20 protein-coding genes are annotated in these 18,476 nt (G+C 38.4%); 11 read left to right on the forward strand and 9 right to left on the reverse strand.

Going from position 1 to position 18,476, the window contains the following annotated elements; all coding sequences use genetic code 11:
- Window positions 1-43: 43 nt before the first annotated feature.
- Together katG and R2R28_RS13455 are read right to left on the reverse strand one after the other, a co-directional pair.
- Entirely contained in the window at window positions 44-2,311 is a 2,268-nt protein-coding gene (katG, locus tag R2R28_RS13450; protein ID WP_316826205.1) for a catalase/peroxidase HPI, read from the reverse strand.
- 243 nt (window positions 2,312-2,554) lie between these two features.
- A complete protein-coding gene (locus R2R28_RS13455) occupies window positions 2,555-3,856 on the reverse strand; it encodes a M12 family metallopeptidase (protein ID WP_316826206.1) in 1,302 nt (433 codons plus the stop codon).
- Between the two features lie 559 nt (window positions 3,857-4,415).
- On the opposite strand from R2R28_RS13455, the gene R2R28_RS13460 reads away from it, so the two are divergent.
- From R2R28_RS13460 to R2R28_RS13480, 5 genes are read left to right on the forward strand one after another with little or no spacing between them, the layout of a single operon-like run.
- The gene (locus R2R28_RS13460) at window positions 4,416-4,889 is read left to right on the forward strand and encodes a (2Fe-2S)-binding protein (protein ID WP_316826207.1); all 474 of its coding nucleotides are present in this window, start codon (window positions 4,416-4,418) and stop codon (window positions 4,887-4,889) included.
- Window positions 4,886-5,530, forward strand: coding sequence for a hypothetical protein (locus tag R2R28_RS13465; RefSeq protein WP_316826208.1), 645 nt, complete (start codon window positions 4,886-4,888; stop codon window positions 5,528-5,530). The genes R2R28_RS13460 and R2R28_RS13465 overlap by 4 nt, the downstream gene beginning before the upstream one ends.
- Before the next feature lie 31 nt (window positions 5,531-5,561).
- Window positions 5,562-7,721, forward strand: a complete 2,160-nt coding sequence (locus R2R28_RS13470) for a molybdopterin cofactor-binding domain-containing protein (protein WP_316826209.1) — start codon at window positions 5,562-5,564, stop codon at window positions 7,719-7,721.
- 10 nt (window positions 7,722-7,731) lie between these two features.
- Window positions 7,732-8,841 carry an XdhC family protein gene (locus R2R28_RS13475; protein WP_316826210.1) on the forward strand — a complete coding sequence of 370 codons (1,110 nt, stop codon included), beginning with the start codon at window positions 7,732-7,734 and terminating at the stop codon, window positions 8,839-8,841.
- Entirely contained in the window at window positions 8,841-9,431 is a 591-nt protein-coding gene (locus R2R28_RS13480; protein WP_316826211.1) for a nucleotidyltransferase family protein, read from the forward strand. Before R2R28_RS13475 ends, R2R28_RS13480 begins: the two co-directional genes overlap by 1 nt.
- A 165-nt stretch (window positions 9,432-9,596) precedes the next feature.
- Here the strand turns inward: R2R28_RS13480 and R2R28_RS13485 are convergent, their stop codons facing one another.
- Window positions 9,597-9,971 (reverse strand): hypothetical protein, encoded by a 375-nt coding sequence (locus R2R28_RS13485; protein ID WP_316826212.1) that lies wholly within the window; start codon window positions 9,969-9,971, stop codon window positions 9,597-9,599.
- A 158-nt stretch (window positions 9,972-10,129) separates the two neighbouring features.
- On the opposite strand from R2R28_RS13485, the gene R2R28_RS13490 reads away from it, so the two are divergent.
- Window positions 10,130-10,336, forward strand: a complete 207-nt coding sequence (locus R2R28_RS13490) for a hypothetical protein (protein WP_316826213.1) — start codon at window positions 10,130-10,132, stop codon at window positions 10,334-10,336.
- Window positions 10,333-11,817, forward strand: a complete 1,485-nt coding sequence (locus R2R28_RS13495) for a serine hydrolase (protein ID WP_316826214.1) — start codon at window positions 10,333-10,335, stop codon at window positions 11,815-11,817. The genes R2R28_RS13490 and R2R28_RS13495 overlap by 4 nt, the downstream gene beginning before the upstream one ends.
- A 416-nt stretch (window positions 11,818-12,233) precedes the next feature.
- Here the strand turns inward: R2R28_RS13495 and R2R28_RS13500 are convergent, their stop codons facing one another.
- Window positions 12,234-12,428, reverse strand: a complete 195-nt coding sequence (locus R2R28_RS13500) for a cold shock domain-containing protein (RefSeq protein WP_316826215.1) — start codon at window positions 12,426-12,428, stop codon at window positions 12,234-12,236.
- 183 nt (window positions 12,429-12,611) lie between these two features.
- Between R2R28_RS13500 and R2R28_RS13505 the strand changes: the two genes are divergently transcribed.
- Window positions 12,612-12,797 (forward strand): hypothetical protein, encoded by a 186-nt coding sequence (locus R2R28_RS13505; RefSeq protein WP_316826216.1) that lies wholly within the window; start codon window positions 12,612-12,614, stop codon window positions 12,795-12,797.
- A 20-nt stretch (window positions 12,798-12,817) separates the two neighbouring features.
- On the opposite strand, the gene R2R28_RS13510 is transcribed toward R2R28_RS13505, so the two are convergent.
- Window positions 12,818-13,033 (reverse strand): hypothetical protein, encoded by a 216-nt coding sequence (locus R2R28_RS13510; protein ID WP_316826217.1) that lies wholly within the window; start codon window positions 13,031-13,033, stop codon window positions 12,818-12,820.
- A gap of 598 nt (window positions 13,034-13,631) precedes the next feature.
- Here R2R28_RS13510 and R2R28_RS13515 point away from each other — a divergent pair.
- Window positions 13,632-14,828 (forward strand): site-specific integrase, encoded by a 1,197-nt coding sequence (locus R2R28_RS13515; protein ID WP_316826218.1) that lies wholly within the window; start codon window positions 13,632-13,634, stop codon window positions 14,826-14,828.
- Between the two features lie 621 nt (window positions 14,829-15,449).
- Here the strand turns inward: R2R28_RS13515 and R2R28_RS13520 are convergent.
- Genes R2R28_RS13520 through R2R28_RS13530 form a run of 3 tightly spaced genes read right to left on the reverse strand, consistent with a single transcriptional unit; the run spans window position 15,450 to window position 17,234 of the window.
- Complete coding sequence (locus R2R28_RS13520; protein WP_316826219.1) at window positions 15,450-16,052, reverse strand: hypothetical protein; 603 nt, start codon at window positions 16,050-16,052, stop codon at window positions 15,450-15,452.
- Window positions 16,053-16,090: 38 nt separating this feature from the next.
- Window positions 16,091-16,741 carry a hypothetical protein gene (locus R2R28_RS13525; protein WP_316826220.1) on the reverse strand — a complete coding sequence of 217 codons (651 nt, stop codon included), beginning with the start codon at window positions 16,739-16,741 and terminating at the stop codon, window positions 16,091-16,093.
- A 28-nt stretch (window positions 16,742-16,769) separates the two neighbouring features.
- A complete protein-coding gene (locus tag R2R28_RS13530) occupies window positions 16,770-17,234 on the reverse strand; it encodes a hypothetical protein (RefSeq protein ID WP_316826221.1) in 465 nt (154 codons plus the stop codon).
- 61 nt (window positions 17,235-17,295) lie between these two features.
- Between R2R28_RS13530 and R2R28_RS13535 the strand changes: the two genes are divergently transcribed.
- Window positions 17,296-17,760 (forward strand): hypothetical protein, encoded by a 465-nt coding sequence (locus R2R28_RS13535; RefSeq protein ID WP_316826222.1) that lies wholly within the window; start codon window positions 17,296-17,298, stop codon window positions 17,758-17,760.
- A gap of 109 nt (window positions 17,761-17,869) precedes the next feature.
- The gene (locus R2R28_RS13540; protein ID WP_316826223.1) at window positions 17,870-18,154 is read left to right on the forward strand and encodes a hypothetical protein; all 285 of its coding nucleotides are present in this window, start codon (window positions 17,870-17,872) and stop codon (window positions 18,152-18,154) included.
- Window positions 18,155-18,160: 6 nt separating this feature from the next.
- Here the strand turns inward: R2R28_RS13540 and R2R28_RS13545 are convergent, their stop codons facing one another.
- Window positions 18,161-18,460, reverse strand: coding sequence for a hypothetical protein (locus R2R28_RS13545; RefSeq protein WP_316826224.1), 300 nt, complete (start codon window positions 18,458-18,460; stop codon window positions 18,161-18,163).
- Window positions 18,461-18,476 lie beyond the last annotated feature (16 nt).

Below are 18,476 nucleotides of genomic sequence, written 5' to 3' on the forward strand. Positions count from 1 at the left end.
TACGCCCATTCGATTAGATCAAATGAGCGTATTTATGCTAAAATTATTTCACATCAAAGCGATCTGCATTCATGACTTTATTCCATGCGGCTACAAAATCTTTTACAAATTTTTGTTGTGCATCCGAACTTGCATATACCTCAGCAATTGCCCTTAATTCAGAATTTGAACCAAACACAAGATCCGCACGGGTGGCAGTCCATTTTGGCTGTCCGGTTGAACGGCTGCTACCAATATACAACTCCTTATCATCGGCAATGGCTTTCCACTGGGTTTCCATATCCAATAAATTCGCAAAGAAAGCATTGGTTAACTGACCAGGTTTATCTGTTAAAACACCATTTTTAGAACCATCGAAATTGGTATCCAAAGCACGTAAACCACCCACTAACACGGTTAATTCGGGAGCGGTTAAATTAAGCAGCTGTGCCCTGTCGATCAAAAATTCTTCTGTTGAAACCGGCGATTTCGATTTACGGTAATTGCGGAACCCATCAGCAACTGGTTCTAAATAACTGAACGATTCTACATCAGTCTGTTCTTGCGAAGCATCTGCCCTGCCTGGTGTAAAAGGAACAGTAATTGAATGTCCGGCAGCCTTTTCTACCGCAGCAGCACCGGCCAGTACGATTAAATCGGCCAGCGATACCTTTTTACCATCGGCTTGCAAACCGTTAAATTCCTGCTGGATTTTTTCTAACACATTTAATACTTTTTGCAATTGAGCAGGATTGTTTACTTCCCAATCTTTTTGTGGCACCAAACGGATACGTGCACCATTGGCACCGCCTCGTTTATCAGAACCACGGAAAGTTGAAGCAGAAGCCCAGGCAGTAGAAACCAGTTCGGCAATACTTAAACCACTCGACAGCACTTTTTCTTTTAAGGCAGAAATATCACTATCGTTAATTAATGCATGATTAACCGCCGGAACAGGATCTTGCCAAAGCAATTCTTCCTGTGGAACATCAGGCCCCAGATAACGGGCTATTGGCCCCATATCGCGGTGGGTTAATTTAAACCAGGCCCGTGCAAAGGCATCAGCAAACTGATCTGGATTTTCCAAGAAACGTCTTGATATTTTTTCGTATGCCGGATCCAATCTTAAAGAAAGATCGGTAGTTAACATGGTTGGCAGGTGCTTTTTCGATGAGTCAAATGGATCAGGAATAATGGCATCTGCATTTTTAGCGACCCACTGGTGCGCACCGGCCGGACTTTTTGTTAATTCCCATTCAAAAGCGAACAGGTTTTCGAAGAAATTATTACTCCATTGTGTTGGTGTGGTGGTCCAGGTTACCTCTAATCCGCTGGTAATGGCATCTGTACCTTTACCAGAAGCGTAACTGTTATTCCAACCCAAACCCTGGCTTTCGATACCCGCAGCTTCAGGTTCTTTACCTACATGATCTGCTGAGGCAGCACCGTGCGTTTTACCAAAAGTATGGCCACCCGCAATAAGCGCAACGGTTTCTTCATCATCCATCGCCATGCGGCCAAAAGTATCACGAATATCTTTTGCGGCAAGAATCGGATCAGGGTTTCCGTCCGGTCCTTCAGGATTTACATAAATTAAACCCATTTGTACTGCAGCAAGGGGTTTTTCCAGATTCCGCGAATGAATATCTCCATCAGCATCATCATCAGTAACCACTACACCATGTGCCTTACCTGCACCGTCAGAACCATGTGCGTAACGAAGGTCGCCGCCCAACCAGGTGGTTTCCGAACCCCAATATACCGATTCATCCGCTTCCCACACATCTTCTCTTCCGCCAGCATACCCAAAGGTTTTAAAACCCATCGATTCTAATGCGATATTTCCAGTCAGGATCAATAAATCTGCCCATGAAATTTTACGTCCATATTTTTGTTTAACTGGCCAAAGCAAACGCCTGGCTTTATCGAGACTTACATTATCAGGCCAGCTGTTTAACGGAGCGAAACGTTGTAAGCCTGCTCCTGCCCCACCCCTGCCATCACCAACGCGGTAAGTACCGGCGCTATGCCAGGCCATACGGATAAACAAACCACCATAATGACCAAAATCTGCTGGCCACCAATCTTGCGAATCGGTCATCAGGGCATGAAGGTCTGCTTTCAGCGCATCCAGATCGAGGCTTTTAAAAGCCTCGGCATAATTAAATTCCCCATCCATTGGGTTAGATAAGGAGGAATGTTGACGCAAAATGTTCAATTTTAACTGTTTTGGCCACCAATCGTTGTTTCTGGTACCACCGCCACCTACATTGCTCTTCATGCTACCGTTATGAAACGGGCATTTGCTGATGTCATTTGATTCTTTTTCCATATTGATAATGTTTTGTTAATAACAAGCTAAACATTCCTGTTAATCAGGAATTATATAAATTTAGAAAATCAGGTTAACTAATCACAATCATTTAATTCTATAACGAAATAGTTAGAATCTATTATCATTCTATATCAGCCGCTTATGATCGCCATAATATCCTTTCGGCGAAATAAAAATGCCCCTTAAAGCATTTAACTTTTTAGGGGCATGATATGAAACAGGTTTAAACGAAGATTATTTCTAAAAAGTATTAAACTTAAATTTCTGGTTGTTTGCACCGCCGTAACTCCAAATATTAAGTAAGGTGCCGTTAGCCGTATTACTGCCCGGAACATCTACATTTTTCGAAGGCACGCTGCGTGGTGATATAATATAATAACCACCTGCTTCTGGTGTGATATTAAACTGCTGCGAAGTAGCACCGGTATTGGTTCTTATTTCCAGTTTTGTTCCGTTTGCAACAGCATTACCAACCACGGTAAGTGCTTTGCTCAGTGCATGTAAAGGCGCAAGGGTATAATACCCATCGGCATTTTTGGTTACATTCCACCTGGCATTGTTCGAATTTCCATCGGTATAGATAATTACCTGTGTACCATCGGCCGTAGCACTATTGGGCACATTTAACAGTTTGGTATTATCGAGCGCTAAAGCAATTTCATAATTGGCATTTGCCGCTAGACCGGTATAAGTAAAGCCCGTATAGAGCTGGTTAATTCCTGCAATATCAGTTGGCGACATATTGGCCGCCGGATAACTGGTTTGATAGGTAGAGCCATCAAGCTTAGTAATGGTAGGCTGGCCATTACTCGAAAAGGCATAAGGCTCGTACATCATAATGGATTCGAAATCGAAGGTGCCATAATTGCTGTAACTGCTTACCGAAACCTGGTTAAAATTAAATTCTTTATCATCAGGAATATTTTCGGGGTGAATAACCACATTGCTGCTCTGATCGGTTCTGCATTGCTCATGCATTACGCCCAAAGCGTGAAATATTTCGTGGATAATAATACCAGGCGTATTATAATTGTATAAATTAAGGTTTTGCGCTCCGCCAACCATCCCTACAGAAGAACTGTTTCCGGTAGATTTTACGAAATTGATGTAATTTGCCTGAGAAGTGCGTTGCACAAAAGTAAGTGGCGATACCCTTGTAATGTACTGCATTGCTTTTAATGAAGAGGCGGTATCTGCACCGAGACTGCTGAGGCTGTAATATACAATTGAATTTGTCCACCGTTTTACCAGCGAATTCATAATTAATGCCCTTGCCGTAGTAGACATCGCTGCGTTATTATTGGCTTTTAAAAGGTTAAACTGCTGTTCGGTTAGGATGATATCATCTGAGAGATAATAAGTCCCTTTATCTTCTTTGATGAGGATTTTGTTTCCGCCGAAATTGAATTCGTGCATTTGATCTGATTTTTTCATATCAGTTTCCGGGATGTTTTCGCTGACCAGTTTTTTACAGCTAAAAACTGAAATACAGAGTAAGGTAGCGGCAAATAAGCCAAGGTAATTTTTTTTGTTTGTTTTCATTAGTTTTGTTTTATTGTTAGAGATGGATTAAGTTCAATAGCCTATTTGCTTAACCTTTACCCTGATGTTAAGCCGAAAAACAAAAAAATCACCTACCGCTCAGTGGCCTTCAATAAAATAGTTCGCCATTAAAACAAACCTTCATCCACTATCCTAAAAACACAAAAACTACCTCTATTACAGGAATTTACAAAAATTACATAAACGAAATTAACAAATACTAAACTCAAAAACGACTGTTTATTAACCAAATCATACCGGATATTAATCAAAAAAGACATCTTAATAAGCAATATATATATTACTAAAACTACAAAATAAAATTTGAATACCATTTAACTCAATAATTTCAAATAAGATGGTTATGCGATGTAGTAAAATTGAAAGCACCAATTACCTTAATTACTGATTGTGTACCAAAATCACTACTTGACAAACACTTAAGCGATTTATTTGTAAATTAGGTAACGGAAATTAAACGAATCGTTTTACTGTTCAGCAGAACCAAAATACAGGTTGTTACTGGGCCTGGAAACGTAACAAAACATAAATTATTCTCATGATTTCATTAAACGTCAATGATCAAAATTTTGAGATCGATGCAGATCCCGATATGCCCCTGTTATGGGCCATCCGCGATCTGGTTGGTCTAACCGGAACTAAATTTGGCTGTGGCGTTGCACAATGCGGCGCTTGTGTTGTGCACCTTAACGGGGAAGCGGTAAGATCTTGTGTAACCAAGGTTTCGCGCGCCCAGGGCCAAAAGATTCTTACCATCGAAGGATTATCCAAAAACAACGATCATCCTTTACAGCTAGCCTGGAATGAGGCCAATGTACCACAATGTGGCTATTGCCACTCGGGTCAGATCATGTCTGCAGCGGTATTACTGAGAGAAAAACCAAATCCAACAGATGAAGACATTGATCTGGCCATGTCAGGAAATATTTGCCGCTGCGGAACTTATCCGAGAATCCGGAAGGCCATTCACATGGCTGCCGCACTTTCTAAAAAAGGAGGGGCCGCAAAATGATAAGACTAAATAACTTATTAAAAGGTAATACCGGCCTTATGCGAATGTTTTATACAATGGGAATTATTCTTTCACTGGTAAGCCTTATGGCTTTTGCATTACACGATGATAAAACACGTTATGAGCCCGCAACCAACCTTATTTTGGTTAAAGATAGTGTTGCATCAGTAAAAGCCTTTGAGAAAGTGTATCGTGTACTCATGAGCCCCCGATGTATGAATTGTCACCCATCAGGGAATATTCCCCTACAGGGAGATGACAGCCATCTGCATACCATGAACCCTCAGCGGGGTACTGATGGAAAAGGTGTTTATGCAATGAAATGCTCAAACTGCCACCAGCCCGCCAATATACCGGGCAAAAATAGCCCTCCGGGCAACCCGGACTGGCATTTACCACCGGCCAATATGAAAATGGTTTTTCAGGGAAGATCTCCGTATCAGCTCGCCAGGCAACTCGTAGATCCTAAGCAAAACGGAAATAAGGATTTAAAAAAGCTGCTCGAACATGCAGATGACGGACTCGTGCTGGCAGGCTGGAATCCGGGAGAAGGGAGAACCTTACCGCCAATGAGCCATGCAGAATTTAAAAAAGCCTGGACAACCTGGCTAACGACAGGCGCTTATGCGCCAAAAAAGTAATCACATCTTCTTTTAGCAAATACAAAATATTATGAGCACGCAACAAGTTTCGCGAAGAAATTTTTTAAAGACGGCCGGAATAGGTAGTGCAGGTTTTTTCCTAGGCCTATATCTGCCTGATGCTGCCATGGCCATGGTGATGACGGAGCAGGAAACAGTGGCTGCGGATGTTTATACAGCGCTTACTGCCTGGATATTGATTAAGCCATCAGGGCATATCACCCTGGTAAGCCACCGTGCCGAGATGGGCCAGGGGGTATATCATTCCATCGCCCAGATTATTGCAGAAGAACTCGAAGTTGACCTTGCATCTGTAGATATTCAGTTTGCACAGGGGAATGAAAAGAAATACGGAAGTCAGTTAACCGGAGGAAGCTCCACCATCCGTGGTGCATATAAAAACCTCTTAAAACTAAGCGCCTCTGCCCGGGAGGTACTGATTATGGCTGCCGCGGCGAAATGGTCGGTACCAACCAGCGAATGTTATGCAGAATCAGGCCACATTATCCATAAACCAACAAGCAGAAAATTCCATTATGGAGAACTTGTGGTTGATGCAGCAAAACTACAGGCCCCCAAAGATGTGGCGCTAAAACCCCGCTCCGCTTATAAATTAATTGGCAAACCCCTGCACCGCAAGGATACGCCAATGAAAACAAATGGGCAGGCCATCTTTGGAATTGACAAAAGAATACCCGGAATGGTTTTCGCTGCCGTTGAACGCAATCCGCGTTTGCGTGGCAAGGTTAAAAGCTTTGATGATTCTGCAGCCCGTAAAGTTGCCGGGGTAATCAATGTAATTAAAGTTGCGATGGGGATTTACGATATGGAAAGAGAAGGCATCGCCGTAATTGCAACTTCAACCTGGGCAGCACTACAAGGTAAAAAAGCTTTAAAGATAGAATGGGATGATAGCGGATTTGAACATGTAAACACGCCTGATATCTACCGCAAACAACGTGAAGTATTAAATACCGACGAAGGAAGGCCACTTAAAACGCAGGGCGATCCCAATGGCATTATTGCCCAGGCAAAAGATATTTTGGACGTTGTTTATGAAACACCGTATCAATCGCATTGTGCCATGGAACCCCTGAACTGTATCGCGCACCACCGGGGCGATACGGTAGAAATCTGGGGACCTGTTCAGGCACCCAACTGGATTCAGGACTATATCAGTAAAAAAATGGGCATCGCCTTTGATAAGGTTATTGTAAACATGACTTTTCTTGGTGGAGGTTTTGGCCGAAAAGCGCTGATGGACTACCCTCATGAGGCCGTTGTGATCTCAAAAGCAATAGGATTACCTGTTCAGGTAATCTGGACCAGGGAAGACGATGCTACACAAGGGCCTTTTCGGCCGGGTATATCTTACAGGTGCCAGGGAACAGTTGAAAACAATAATATTAGTGCGGTTAAGTTTCGAATGGCCGGTCAGAATAATGACCACTTCCGTGCCGGAGATAATGGCAAGGCGAACAGAAGCACTTCTGAAGGATGGCTGAAACCATACTTTGAAACCATTAAAAATATCAGTTTTGCAGATGTGCTGTTCCAAACACCCATCCCTACTATGTTCTGGCGGTCAGTGTATGCATCTACAAACGGCTTTGCATACGAAAGTTTTATGAATGAACTGGCACACAAGGCTGGTAAAGATCCGCTCGAATTCAGGCGGCAATACCTGAAAGAGGAACGCACAACAAAACTAATCGATAAAATCGAAGAAGTGTCTGGTTGGAAAAACAGAGGTAAAAACAAAGGTTTTGGGATTGCAATAACCGAATGTTTTGGTACTACTGTTGCCCAGGTTGTAAAAGTATCGAAAAAGAAAGGCGAAAAATTAAAGATCGATCAGGTATGGGCTGTAGTAGATTGTGGCTGGTACGTAAACCCTGATATTATCCACGCCCAGATTGAAGGTGCCATTATAATGGGGCTTGGGGCTGCCACCATCCATGAAATTACGTTCAAAGATGGCCTGGTAGAACAACATAATTTTTATGATTATAAAATGCCAAGAATAACAGACATTCCACCGATTGAAGTCTATATTATGGAAAACGACTTTGATGCTGGTGGGATTGGCGAGCCTGGATTACCTCCATTTGCGCCGGCATTAACCGAGGCGATATTCGACCTCACAGGTAAACGCATCAGAAAACTCCCTTTTGATATGGGTAATATTTAAAAGGTATTTAATGAAAGAAATAGCCGACATTATAGCAGCATACCAGAGTGCAATAAAAGAGAACCGAAAAACGGCTCTTGCAACTGTAGTAAAAGTTGAAGGATCTTCTTATAGGAGACCAGGAGCCAGAATGCTTATTACCGAGGATGGTATGTTAACAGGTGCCATTAGTGGTGGCTGTTTGGAAGGAGATGCACTTCGTAAAGCCCTTGCCGCCATTCATCAGGGGGAAAATAAACTCGTAACTTACGATACCACAGATGAAGATGATGCAAAATTTGGCATTCAGTTAGGTTGCAATGGGATTGTTCACATCCTTTTCGAGCCTATTTTTGCTGATGATGACCTCAATCCAATAGAAATATTAAAAGCGGCCAACAGCCGAAGGGAAGACTGTGTAATCGTAACACTTTTCGCTCTTGAACATAAAAAACAGCCTGGCTCAATAATGTTGTTCAGGGCAAAAGATATTTTAGAAAAAATACAGGATGAAATTTCGGGTACTATTAAAAATGATGCCTTTGATGTTTTAAAGCTTAAGTTATCCAGATTTGAAACCTATCACATTGATGGTAAAGACTTCGATGCGTTTTTAGAATTTATACCGCCTCCTATCCAGCTGGTTATTGCAGGCGCCGGAAACGATGTACAACCCCTGGTTGAAATGGCAGATATTTTAGGCTGGGAAATTATTGTTGCCGATGGCCGGCATACCCATTGCTCATTACAAAGGTTTCCTAAAGCCAGACAAATTTTAATTGCAAAACCTGAAAAAATTTTACCCCAGATTGAAATCGACGGACAAACTGCTTTTGTATTGATGACCCATAATTACAATTACGACGTTGAACTTTTAAATCTGCTTTTAGCTACCAATGCGCCCTACATCGGCACTTTAGGCCCTAAAAGCAAGCTAATCAGGATGCTGGAGGAAATAGATCAACCTAAAGAGGAATCCAGGATATACGGACCGATAGGGCTTGATATTGGTGCCGAAACTGCCGAAGAAATTGCAATTTCGATTATCGCTGAAATAAAAACGATTTTTTCGGGTGCATCAGCAGGTTTGCTTAGGGAAAAGAAAAATCCCATTCATTTTTACGAAATAAAAACAAACTAATGCACACTGCTATTATTATATTGGCGGCAGGTAATTCAAGCAGATTGGGGAAACCCAAGCAACTGTTGACTTACAATGGCTTTACTTTGCTCGATATTGTAATTAAAGAAGCATTAAAAACAACCTTCAGACCGGTTATTGTTGTGCTTGGAGCTTACGCAGCAGAGATTATAAAAAGTTCGCACCATCCTGAAATTACTTATGTGAATAATCAGGAATGGGAGAAGGGAATGTCATCCAGTATCGCTACAGGCTTAAAAACTGCTCTAATTCTAAATTTAGAAATTGAAAATGCAATTATAGCTGTGGCAGATCAGGTACATATCTCCTCAGAAATATTCGAAACTTTAGTTCAAACGAAGCAAAAGAGCCATAAAAACATTGTGACTTGTGCTTATGCGCAAACCTTAGGGACACCCGTTTTATTCAACAAAAACTATTTTGAGGAATTGTTAAAATTAAATGGCCAATCTGGTGCTAAAAGCCTAATTCAAAAACATATTGATGATGCGGTTTCCATCCATTTTGAAATGGGAAAAATTGATATTGATACAGAAAAGGACTATAATAATTTAATTAACAATAATTGATAACAGCATAAACACGTTAAAGTGTTGGTTTATGTTGTAAAAATCTGACGTCCAGAAGCTATTTTTATAGACAAGGGAACCGAATATTTTATAAACCCCAAATCTTTAAGGGAAGACAGCCCCTCGTGAAGCTCATTTACATTGCTATAAAATCGCCCGGACATTTTATACATCAACCTTCCTTCTTTTACCAGGTAAAAACATTTGTATCCGCCATACTTCTTTTACAATGGTATTCATATAACCATCGAAATAATCCAGGCGATAAGTTCTGGTTATGGGCAGCAAGAACATTTTAAAGGAAATGGTTTTTAAATCGGTATTGAGCATTGTGATTTTATAGTTTAGCTTCATTTGTGCAATAATGTAAACCGGTAGCATCACCGTAAAGAAAACAATGAATAAACCTAGGCCAGAAAATAATGGAGTATGTTTTTTACCATAAAAGCCGCCATAAAAAGCAAAGCCACATACCACTAACAAGCCAGTTAATACAAATTGCCCGATAAATTGAAATTTATCGAATTTAGATCTAATCATATGGCAGCGGAGTAATAGAATATAACCTAAAATATTGCGGTCTCTTTTATCCAGTGGCCTGGTTTACTACTTTTTTGCTGGGTGCTGTTCTGCCTGTTGATGGCTAGAATTACCTATAAATTTAAGTTGAAAAACATATTTTCTCCCTATCTTGGAATATGAACAGCTTTAAATCAGGCCAGTACATAAAAGCAAAGCCCCTGCTAACTGGTCGGATACCCGTTTGGCGGGACCTGGGAAACTTCAGTGGGGCCAACAACACCATGCTGACCTCCAATCTCCATTCGGGTATTTTCCCTACTGCCAAGTGGGTAAAGAATGTAAACAACGCTTCGGCCACTACGATAAATAAAAAACAATTATGAAAAGCAATAAAACCACTACATTTAACATCCGGCTTTCCCTTTTCCCAGTGTTGGCCCTGGTATTTTTATTCATCATCATACAACACTCTACCGCCCAAACCACAGCGCAGCAACGGATCGACCAAGTTGAAAACAGCCTGAGCGAGAACCTACAGATCACCGGAACAAAAGCGATGAACCTGCAAGAGCGTATGAAATATTACAAAATAAACGGCTTAAGCATTGCGGTGATCCATAACTATAAGATCGATTTTGTAAAGGCATACGGTTTTGCCGATTCGGCACAAAACATCCCCGTAACCAACAATACCCTTTTTCAGGCTGCCTCTATCAGTAAATCCCTAAACGCCTTGGCCATTATCAAACTTTTCCACGACCGGAAACTTGACCTGTACGCAGATATCAATACTTATCTGAAAAGCTGGAAGTTCCCTTACGATTCGCTTTCCAAAGGAAAAAAAATCAGTACGGCAAACCTGCTCAGCCATACCGCAGGGCTCAATGTACATGGGTTTGGAGGTTATGAAACCAGCTCACCTTTACCTACCACCATTCAGATACTCAACGGAGAAACTCCTGCCAATTCAAGAGCAGTACGTTCCGTATTCGCTCCGGGTACCCACCAGCAATATTCAGGCGGAGGAATTACCATATCACAACTCCTGCTTACCGATATCACTGGCCAACCTTACGAAAAGTACCTGAATGGAGAAATTCTAAAGCCACTGGCTATGACTGGCAGCACCTTCAGCCAACCTCCAACAGGCATAAAAAAAGAACTGTTCGCCACAGGATATAATATCGGAGGAAAAGAGATTAAAGGCAAATACCACATCTACCCCGAACAGGCAGCAGCAGGGCTATGGACCAATCCAACCGACCTTGCCAGGTATATCATCGAAACACAGCTCTCCCTGGCCGGAAGTTCCTCCAAGGTATTAGACAAAAAAAACACAGAACTGCGCCTAACGCCCTACATGAACACCGACGGAGCAGCACTGGGCGTTTTCATAGAAGACTATAACGGAACCAAATATTTCGGTCACGGAGGTGCAAACGAAGGCTTCCGGTCAGGTTATTACGGAAGCATGGAAGGCGGAAACGGCCTGGTGATTATGTTAAACTCCGATAATGGAGAAATCATACAGGAAATCATCAACAGCGTCTCTACCGTATACGGACTCAAAGGCCTGAACAAAACCAGAAAAATCACCCTAGCCGATGTATCTGATAAAGACCTCGATAGTTACCTGGGAAGATACCAGCTAACCCCAAAGCTCATTCTAACCATTACCCGTGAAGGCAAAAAAGTATTTGCACAGGCAACCGGACAGTCCAGGATTGAAGCTTTTGCGGAGACAAACAGTAAATTCTTCTTCACTGTGATACAGGCCAACATGGAATTTATAAAAGACAGCACAGGCGCTGTAAAGGAACTAATTTTTACCCAGGGGCCAACATTACATGCCAAAAAACTATAGATCAGGCAATAGTGTAAATATTTTGAGGGCAAAGGCAAAGTGGTAACAATAAGCCATTAGAATAATCCCACGGAAGAAATCAACCGCTATACGAATAACCAGCTATGATTAAAAAAACTTCTCAGCTACTTTAATATCAAAATCGAACCGATACCTTTGGCCAGCCTAAAATAAAAATGAGTGGCCTTTTGATACTTCACCACCTCGATTTTCTCAATAATACGCACATACCAGATTCATCTTCTACCGAATCACCAATATTAAGGTCATTAAGCTGCGTTATTGAATTGCTTCTCGAAGCAAGGAGTTTTGCCACCATCCAGCAAAGATAGGCATTAACAAGAATGCATCTTCTCAAATCAACGTAACATTTACCGATGCAGGGCAAGCAAAAACTGTTTAAGCTATTTAAGGTGCTATACCTTTTTCACATTGATTGCTACTAAACCCTTCTTCCCCTGCTCAGTTTCATACTCCACCACATCTCCAGCCCTTAGCTCACGCTCTAAAAGCCCGGTCACATGTACGAAAATATCTTCTGAATTCGCATCCGGAGTGATAAAGCCAAAGCCTTTTTCACTATTGTACATCTTAACTTTTCCATGTTCCATATCGGTTTATTTTGAGTGAATCGGAATTTATTTTCCAGATGGTAAGATAGTGTAAAATATCCAAATCAGATCAGACCAAACATCATAAGCAGACCAACTGCCCGTGCAATATTTCCAAATTATCATAAAGCCTTCCAACAGTGCAAATTTGGAATTTTGGAGATATTTTGTTAACTTAAAGACATGGAGGACCAAAAGGACAGAAAAATCCGGTCGGAAGAGACCCATCAAATCGACGAGTTATTGGAACGTTCGGCCGAAATAAAGGTACGCTATCAGCGCAGCCTGGAAAAAGCAGAAGAACTCAGGCAGCGTGCCCATGAACTCCTTGAAGGTAACGACAGTTTACCGAGAAAAAAAACTGATTAAGGACGAACCGCGCTATTTTATTATAGAATCAGCGGAACCGTTTCCATGAAAACGATGTTAACAGCTCTTAATCCCTGATTGGTAAGTACAATATCAAACACCACTTTATATCCAAGTTTAATTCCGCCAAAGAAAGCATCCCGTAGCGAAAAAGAGATTTCCTGCGCATTTTCATCTTCGATAATCCCAGTTCCTTCAATTTTATTTATGTTCCTGACTGTACCTTTTCGCTGCATATCTAACCTATAAAAAGGATAAACCGTCCACGCACATAAAAGGTTTTGTAACTATTTTATATAGGATACCTAATTACGGTCCGTCCATTTACTACACAGGAAACGGTATGTGGCTTTATATTACTGTAAAGATATTATGGATAATTCAGGATATAGTGAGATGAAAGCTTTAATCAATGAAACACATCATAATGGAGATTCATGACGTTTTATTCAAGAACAAAGCAATATCATCAACAAATAATAGCCACTCAGAAATAAGTAAAACAAAGGCAGATATAATGCTATCTTCAGCAAGACCTAGCAAGCGCAGCTAGATGCTGCTTCATGAAACAGCAACTATATACCTTTTAAGGTATATTATTTATCTAATAAGCAATGATTTTTAGTTACTATGCTAGAAAAGAAAAGCCCTTTAAACGACAAAAAGGCCACCTTACAGGTAGCCTTTAATGTGGTGGAGAATATCGGATTCAAAACACCTGTCAAAAATACAGTGTTTAAACACCAATAAAAGAAGTTTTTTATATTGCTTTGCTAAAAGTTTGCTTGATTTTTTTTGAATGTGACTTAACTTTATTAGAAAAAGCACACAAAAATGAAAAAAAACAACTACACAACACCAGTACTTAAAAAGGGGAAATTAATTGAAAAAGCAGAAAAAGGAAGTTCAATTGCAAAAGACCAAGCCAAACAATCCTGGTATTTTGAATACTATTTTAATGGTAAACAGGTTCGAGTGAGACCAGATAATCTGAACCGAATTAAAGACCACATTCAGAAACAATATAAAGCAGACATTGAACTTGCAGCTCTTAAAAAAGATTTGGAAGATGGCTACAACCCATTTAAACCATTAGAATATTTAACTAAAATTGAAGCTGAAAATTTAACACTAAGTGAAGCAATTATAAAGTTTGAAGAATTTCATACCAAACTTTTTTCAAAAAAGAAAACCATTAGCTGTTACAAATCCAAGCTAAATGCATTTAGAAAATATTTGGAAAATGATATTTTGCTAAAAGAAATAACTACAAACGATTTACAGGATTTTGTAATTGGTAAAATCAATGATGGGAAATATTCACAAAACAGTGTAAAATTTGCAAAACGTACATTTTCAGCATTTTTTGTTGTGATGAAAGAATTAGGATACATTACAGAAAATCCATTTTTAAAATTCAGCAAACGCATAAAATCAACCAAACAAGTAATGGAAAGTCATTTACCATTCAGTGATGAACAAATTTCAAGCATTATGAATTGGATGGATTCCAACAATAAATTTGGTGCGCTATTTTGCAGAACTATATATTTTACGTGTTTGCGACCAGCCGAAATCAGAGGGCTAAGGGTTCGTGATTTCAATTTAAATAGGCGTACCCTAACAATAAGAGCAGGGGTTAAAAAAGTTACAACAGGTGAAATTAAAGATGATACTATCACACTCTTGCCAACATTTATCACACATTTAAAAAGCTTAGATTTAGAAAACCAGAATCCAAATGATTATGTTTTCGGCAATACTAAGACATTTTTCAGTGAAAAACAGATAGGAGAAAACACACCATATAATCAGTTAGTAAAGTGTCTTGAAGCAAAAAAATTGAACAAACTTGGCCATGATTTGTACAGCATTAAGCATACAAGCAACATAAGTCGTTTTAAAAAAGGTTGGTCTTTAGATGAAATAATGAAAGCTAATCGACATACCAATATACAGCAAACTCTTACTTATCTGAAAAAGATTACTTTTGAAACTGACCTCAGTAAAATGGATTTAGAAACAATATAAATATTATGCCCCGATAACTTAGGGGCATTTTCATTTAAGTAGTAGTATAGATTTTAGCACATCATATATTAATTTGAACTATAAACATTTAAATATAATAGTCTCACTGCTATAAATCTATTAATTAAATAGCTTATTGTCAATATTATTACATATATTCGATTAATGACAATAATAGAAACATATAACAATATAAGCACCTGCTTAGCTAATACTTTCGGTATTGGTGGTATGTTATATGGTTTTTTCAGCTTTTTAAAAAACTCTATTAATGTTGATAAGTTTTCTTTAAAAAAAGTCTAGTTTTTTCTTACCATTCCTGCCCGTTATTTCTTAACAAAAACTACATTTAAACACCTCTTGGGCCATTTTTTGAATCTAGAAACTGTTAATACTAATTAAAATAAGCTTATTCTATAATTCTCATAAAGATTTCCGCTCTGAATCTTCGGTGTTATTATGCCTTTCATTCATATTAACTATAGACATTACTTATCCAATTCCAAAACATTCACAACTGAATAATTGTAAAATTCTTATACCTCAAAATCGCAGAATTTGTACTTAGAACATCGCGGACATGGGTAGCTTCTAATTAAAGTGATGAAATATTTGGTTTATTTACTTCCTATTATATCGCGTTGGGTCACTTATTTTTGGATTTAATTTTTGTTCGTATTCAAGGTTTAATAAATCAAGTTGCCGTTTAAGGATTTTATCTTTAATTATTTCCTCATTTCTCCATGACCTAAAACCATAAACTGTTAGTATAAAGCCTAAAATGAATGTTATGGTAATAACCGCCAATTGCTCTTTAAACAATCTTTTCCTGAACTCTCGATATGCACCAAGTTTGTTAATAGGAATAGTTAATGCCTTAATTTCATCCATGTAAGTTTTTTTATAACCCATCATAATTGAATCACCAGTAGCGAACTTAAAGTATTGTTCAAATATTTCATTTTTCGGACGATGATATACTCTCGACATACTATCAACCATCCGATTCCTATCTGCTATCCAGAGAGGTATTGCCTCAGATACTTCCCTATATTTAATTGCTACAGCCTTTCTGATTGTCACTAAACTATCAATAGTTCTACCATTCGCTGTAAAGTCAACATAAATGTTGCTCGCCTTATAGCATGAATAAATCATCATGATAACTCCGATAATAAAAAAAAATTTTTTGGTTGAATCAGTAGGAACTGTAGGAATAGTCATATTTGAGATTGTTAATTCTCAAAGATAAAAATTAATACCTATGTAGCTACTAACAAAGCAACTGTTATAAGTGTACTAATTATACCTGCTATTCCAGCCCAAAATGCCACTCTTTGATTTATTTTCGGGCTATCTTGCATATCAATAAATTTTTGCACCAATGACTTATCTTCAACAGGTCGAGTAGGCGGCAAAGTTGGTGTTACTGTTCTTGTTTGGAATGGTTGCTCATTTTGCCATTGTTCCAATTCAATTTGCCTTTGAGATTCTGCAAAACTCTCATCATGGAATGGTTTATTATTTTCTGAATACAAACCGCCAAAGGGCATTGGTTCACTGGTATAACCAATTGCGTCTGGATTATTCTTCTTAGCTATTATATAATCAATTGGTGTAGGAATGGCATTTGACAACTCAGTATCAAGACTATGATATTTCATTGCATCAGAAAAGTTTCTGTAACCACCGTTATCATCAGCAACATCACGACCAATTAGAGTTATCTTATAATAATCTTTATAATCCTTTGAAATCAACCCATTACTCAATAATTTCTCAATTACCATTCTTGCTTGAAAATCATTTTCAGCTTCTGCACTTCTAAGTAAATACCTATAATGGATTTTAGTTTGCCGTGTGGATAGGAATTTTAAAACGTTATCAAATAGATGTGGTGAAAGGTTAGGCATAATTAGAATCTTATTGGTACAAAAATAATTATTTTACTTTCTTCTCTATTAGCTGTTTACTTACAGTTTTTTCAAGCATTTCAACTTTTTTCATCAATCCCTGTATTTCACGACCTCTACCAAAATTTAAACTCACCGCAATAATTGAGACAATTATTGATATTACTGTCAGGGTATAAGAGATAATTATATTTCTTTTAGATGCAAAGAATAAGTTATCTTCTCTATAATACTTCAAACCATCATGGGTTATTACAGCTTCAAGATTTGTACTTCGCTTATCACCTGTAGAGGGTCGAAATTCAATGTGATTTCTGTTTGCCATGAAAGTAAGATACTCACTTATCATACTTCTTCTAGGATTATCATCATAAAGTTCACGCATGGCATCAACTGGATATTCATCAAAGAAATGCGTCACATCAGTATAATGGTAGAAACCTTTAGTTGAAAGAAACATCAAAATTTTTATGTACAGTTTTGGGTCAATCATAATTTGAGATAGTTAATTCTCAAAGATATAAAATGAATTGCCCAATCATTATATTTACCAGATGAAAACAAACGCTTATCTAATCTCATTCTTTTTAATGGTTCTTATTGGTTGTTCTTCTGAACCTAAACAAGTTATTCAAATCTTAACGAAGATAAATCATGATTTAAAAGCAGCAGATTATGATGCATATCTTGATAGTATTGGTTATAAATGGGTAAATGATACTCACGATGGTAAAATGTATTTACCAAAATCAAAGAAAGATTCAGATAGTTTCATAATTCAAGATAATAACGAACACGGTATTGCTACCTTTTACAGAACCAACAATTTAAAAACATACCTCAATATAATTGAGAATGCAAAGAAAAGTGGCTTTAAGAAAGCCGATACATCATTATTAGATTTATCATCTGTAGGCATTTACGCACTCCAACATGGAAATGAAAATTTAATTTATCAAAAGAAAAATGTGGACAATAACCTGATATACGAAATCAGATTATTTACCCCATTGAAATAACTACCTTGGTTTATTCATCACATCCTGACCATGCTTATTTCGAATCATACTAATTGCTAATTTTTATAGCAATCGCAAAATGAGTTATGAACAACTACCTTTGGGATAAATGAAAAAGGATAAGAAGAAAATTAAGATGTTGGTCAAGAAAATAAATCAACATATTGAAATGGCTGCAATTTTGACCAATGAACTAAATAGATGTTTAAATAGAAAACCACTACCTTTTGAGGGTATCAAAAAACTTGAATTAGATGAGGTTTTGCCTCGCAAAGCAGCAAAATCATCAATCAATGACATTGAATATGATGAAATTGAAAAAGGTGAAGTTTTCATTTATTCAGGATTTGATGAATTAACTGCTGCTGATGAAGTTATTGATACTGATGAATAATTACTTTCAATTTAACCACCAGAATAACCAACCCATCAGAACCACAAAACCAGTCAAGAACAAATAATTCACTTTCTCGGTATCCCTTTCAACATTAGATGTTGATGCAACAACCTTTGATTTATTTTTCAATGTCGCTTTGGCTGAACCTTTGGAACTATCAATTTTTGAGGTATCAATATGGCTACCCTTGTTTGTTGTAGATTTCTTAGTTGAAATCTCACTGAATGGTACATCCTCAACTGAATTTTTACTCTTTATCTTCGCTGTAAGCTGTTCATTTTTACCAATCTGGTAAATGGTCATTGAAACAGTTTTATCG

The organism is Pedobacter miscanthi (assembly GCF_032678605.1).
Lineage (GTDB): Bacteria > Bacteroidota > Bacteroidia > Sphingobacteriales > Sphingobacteriaceae > Pedobacter > Pedobacter miscanthi_A.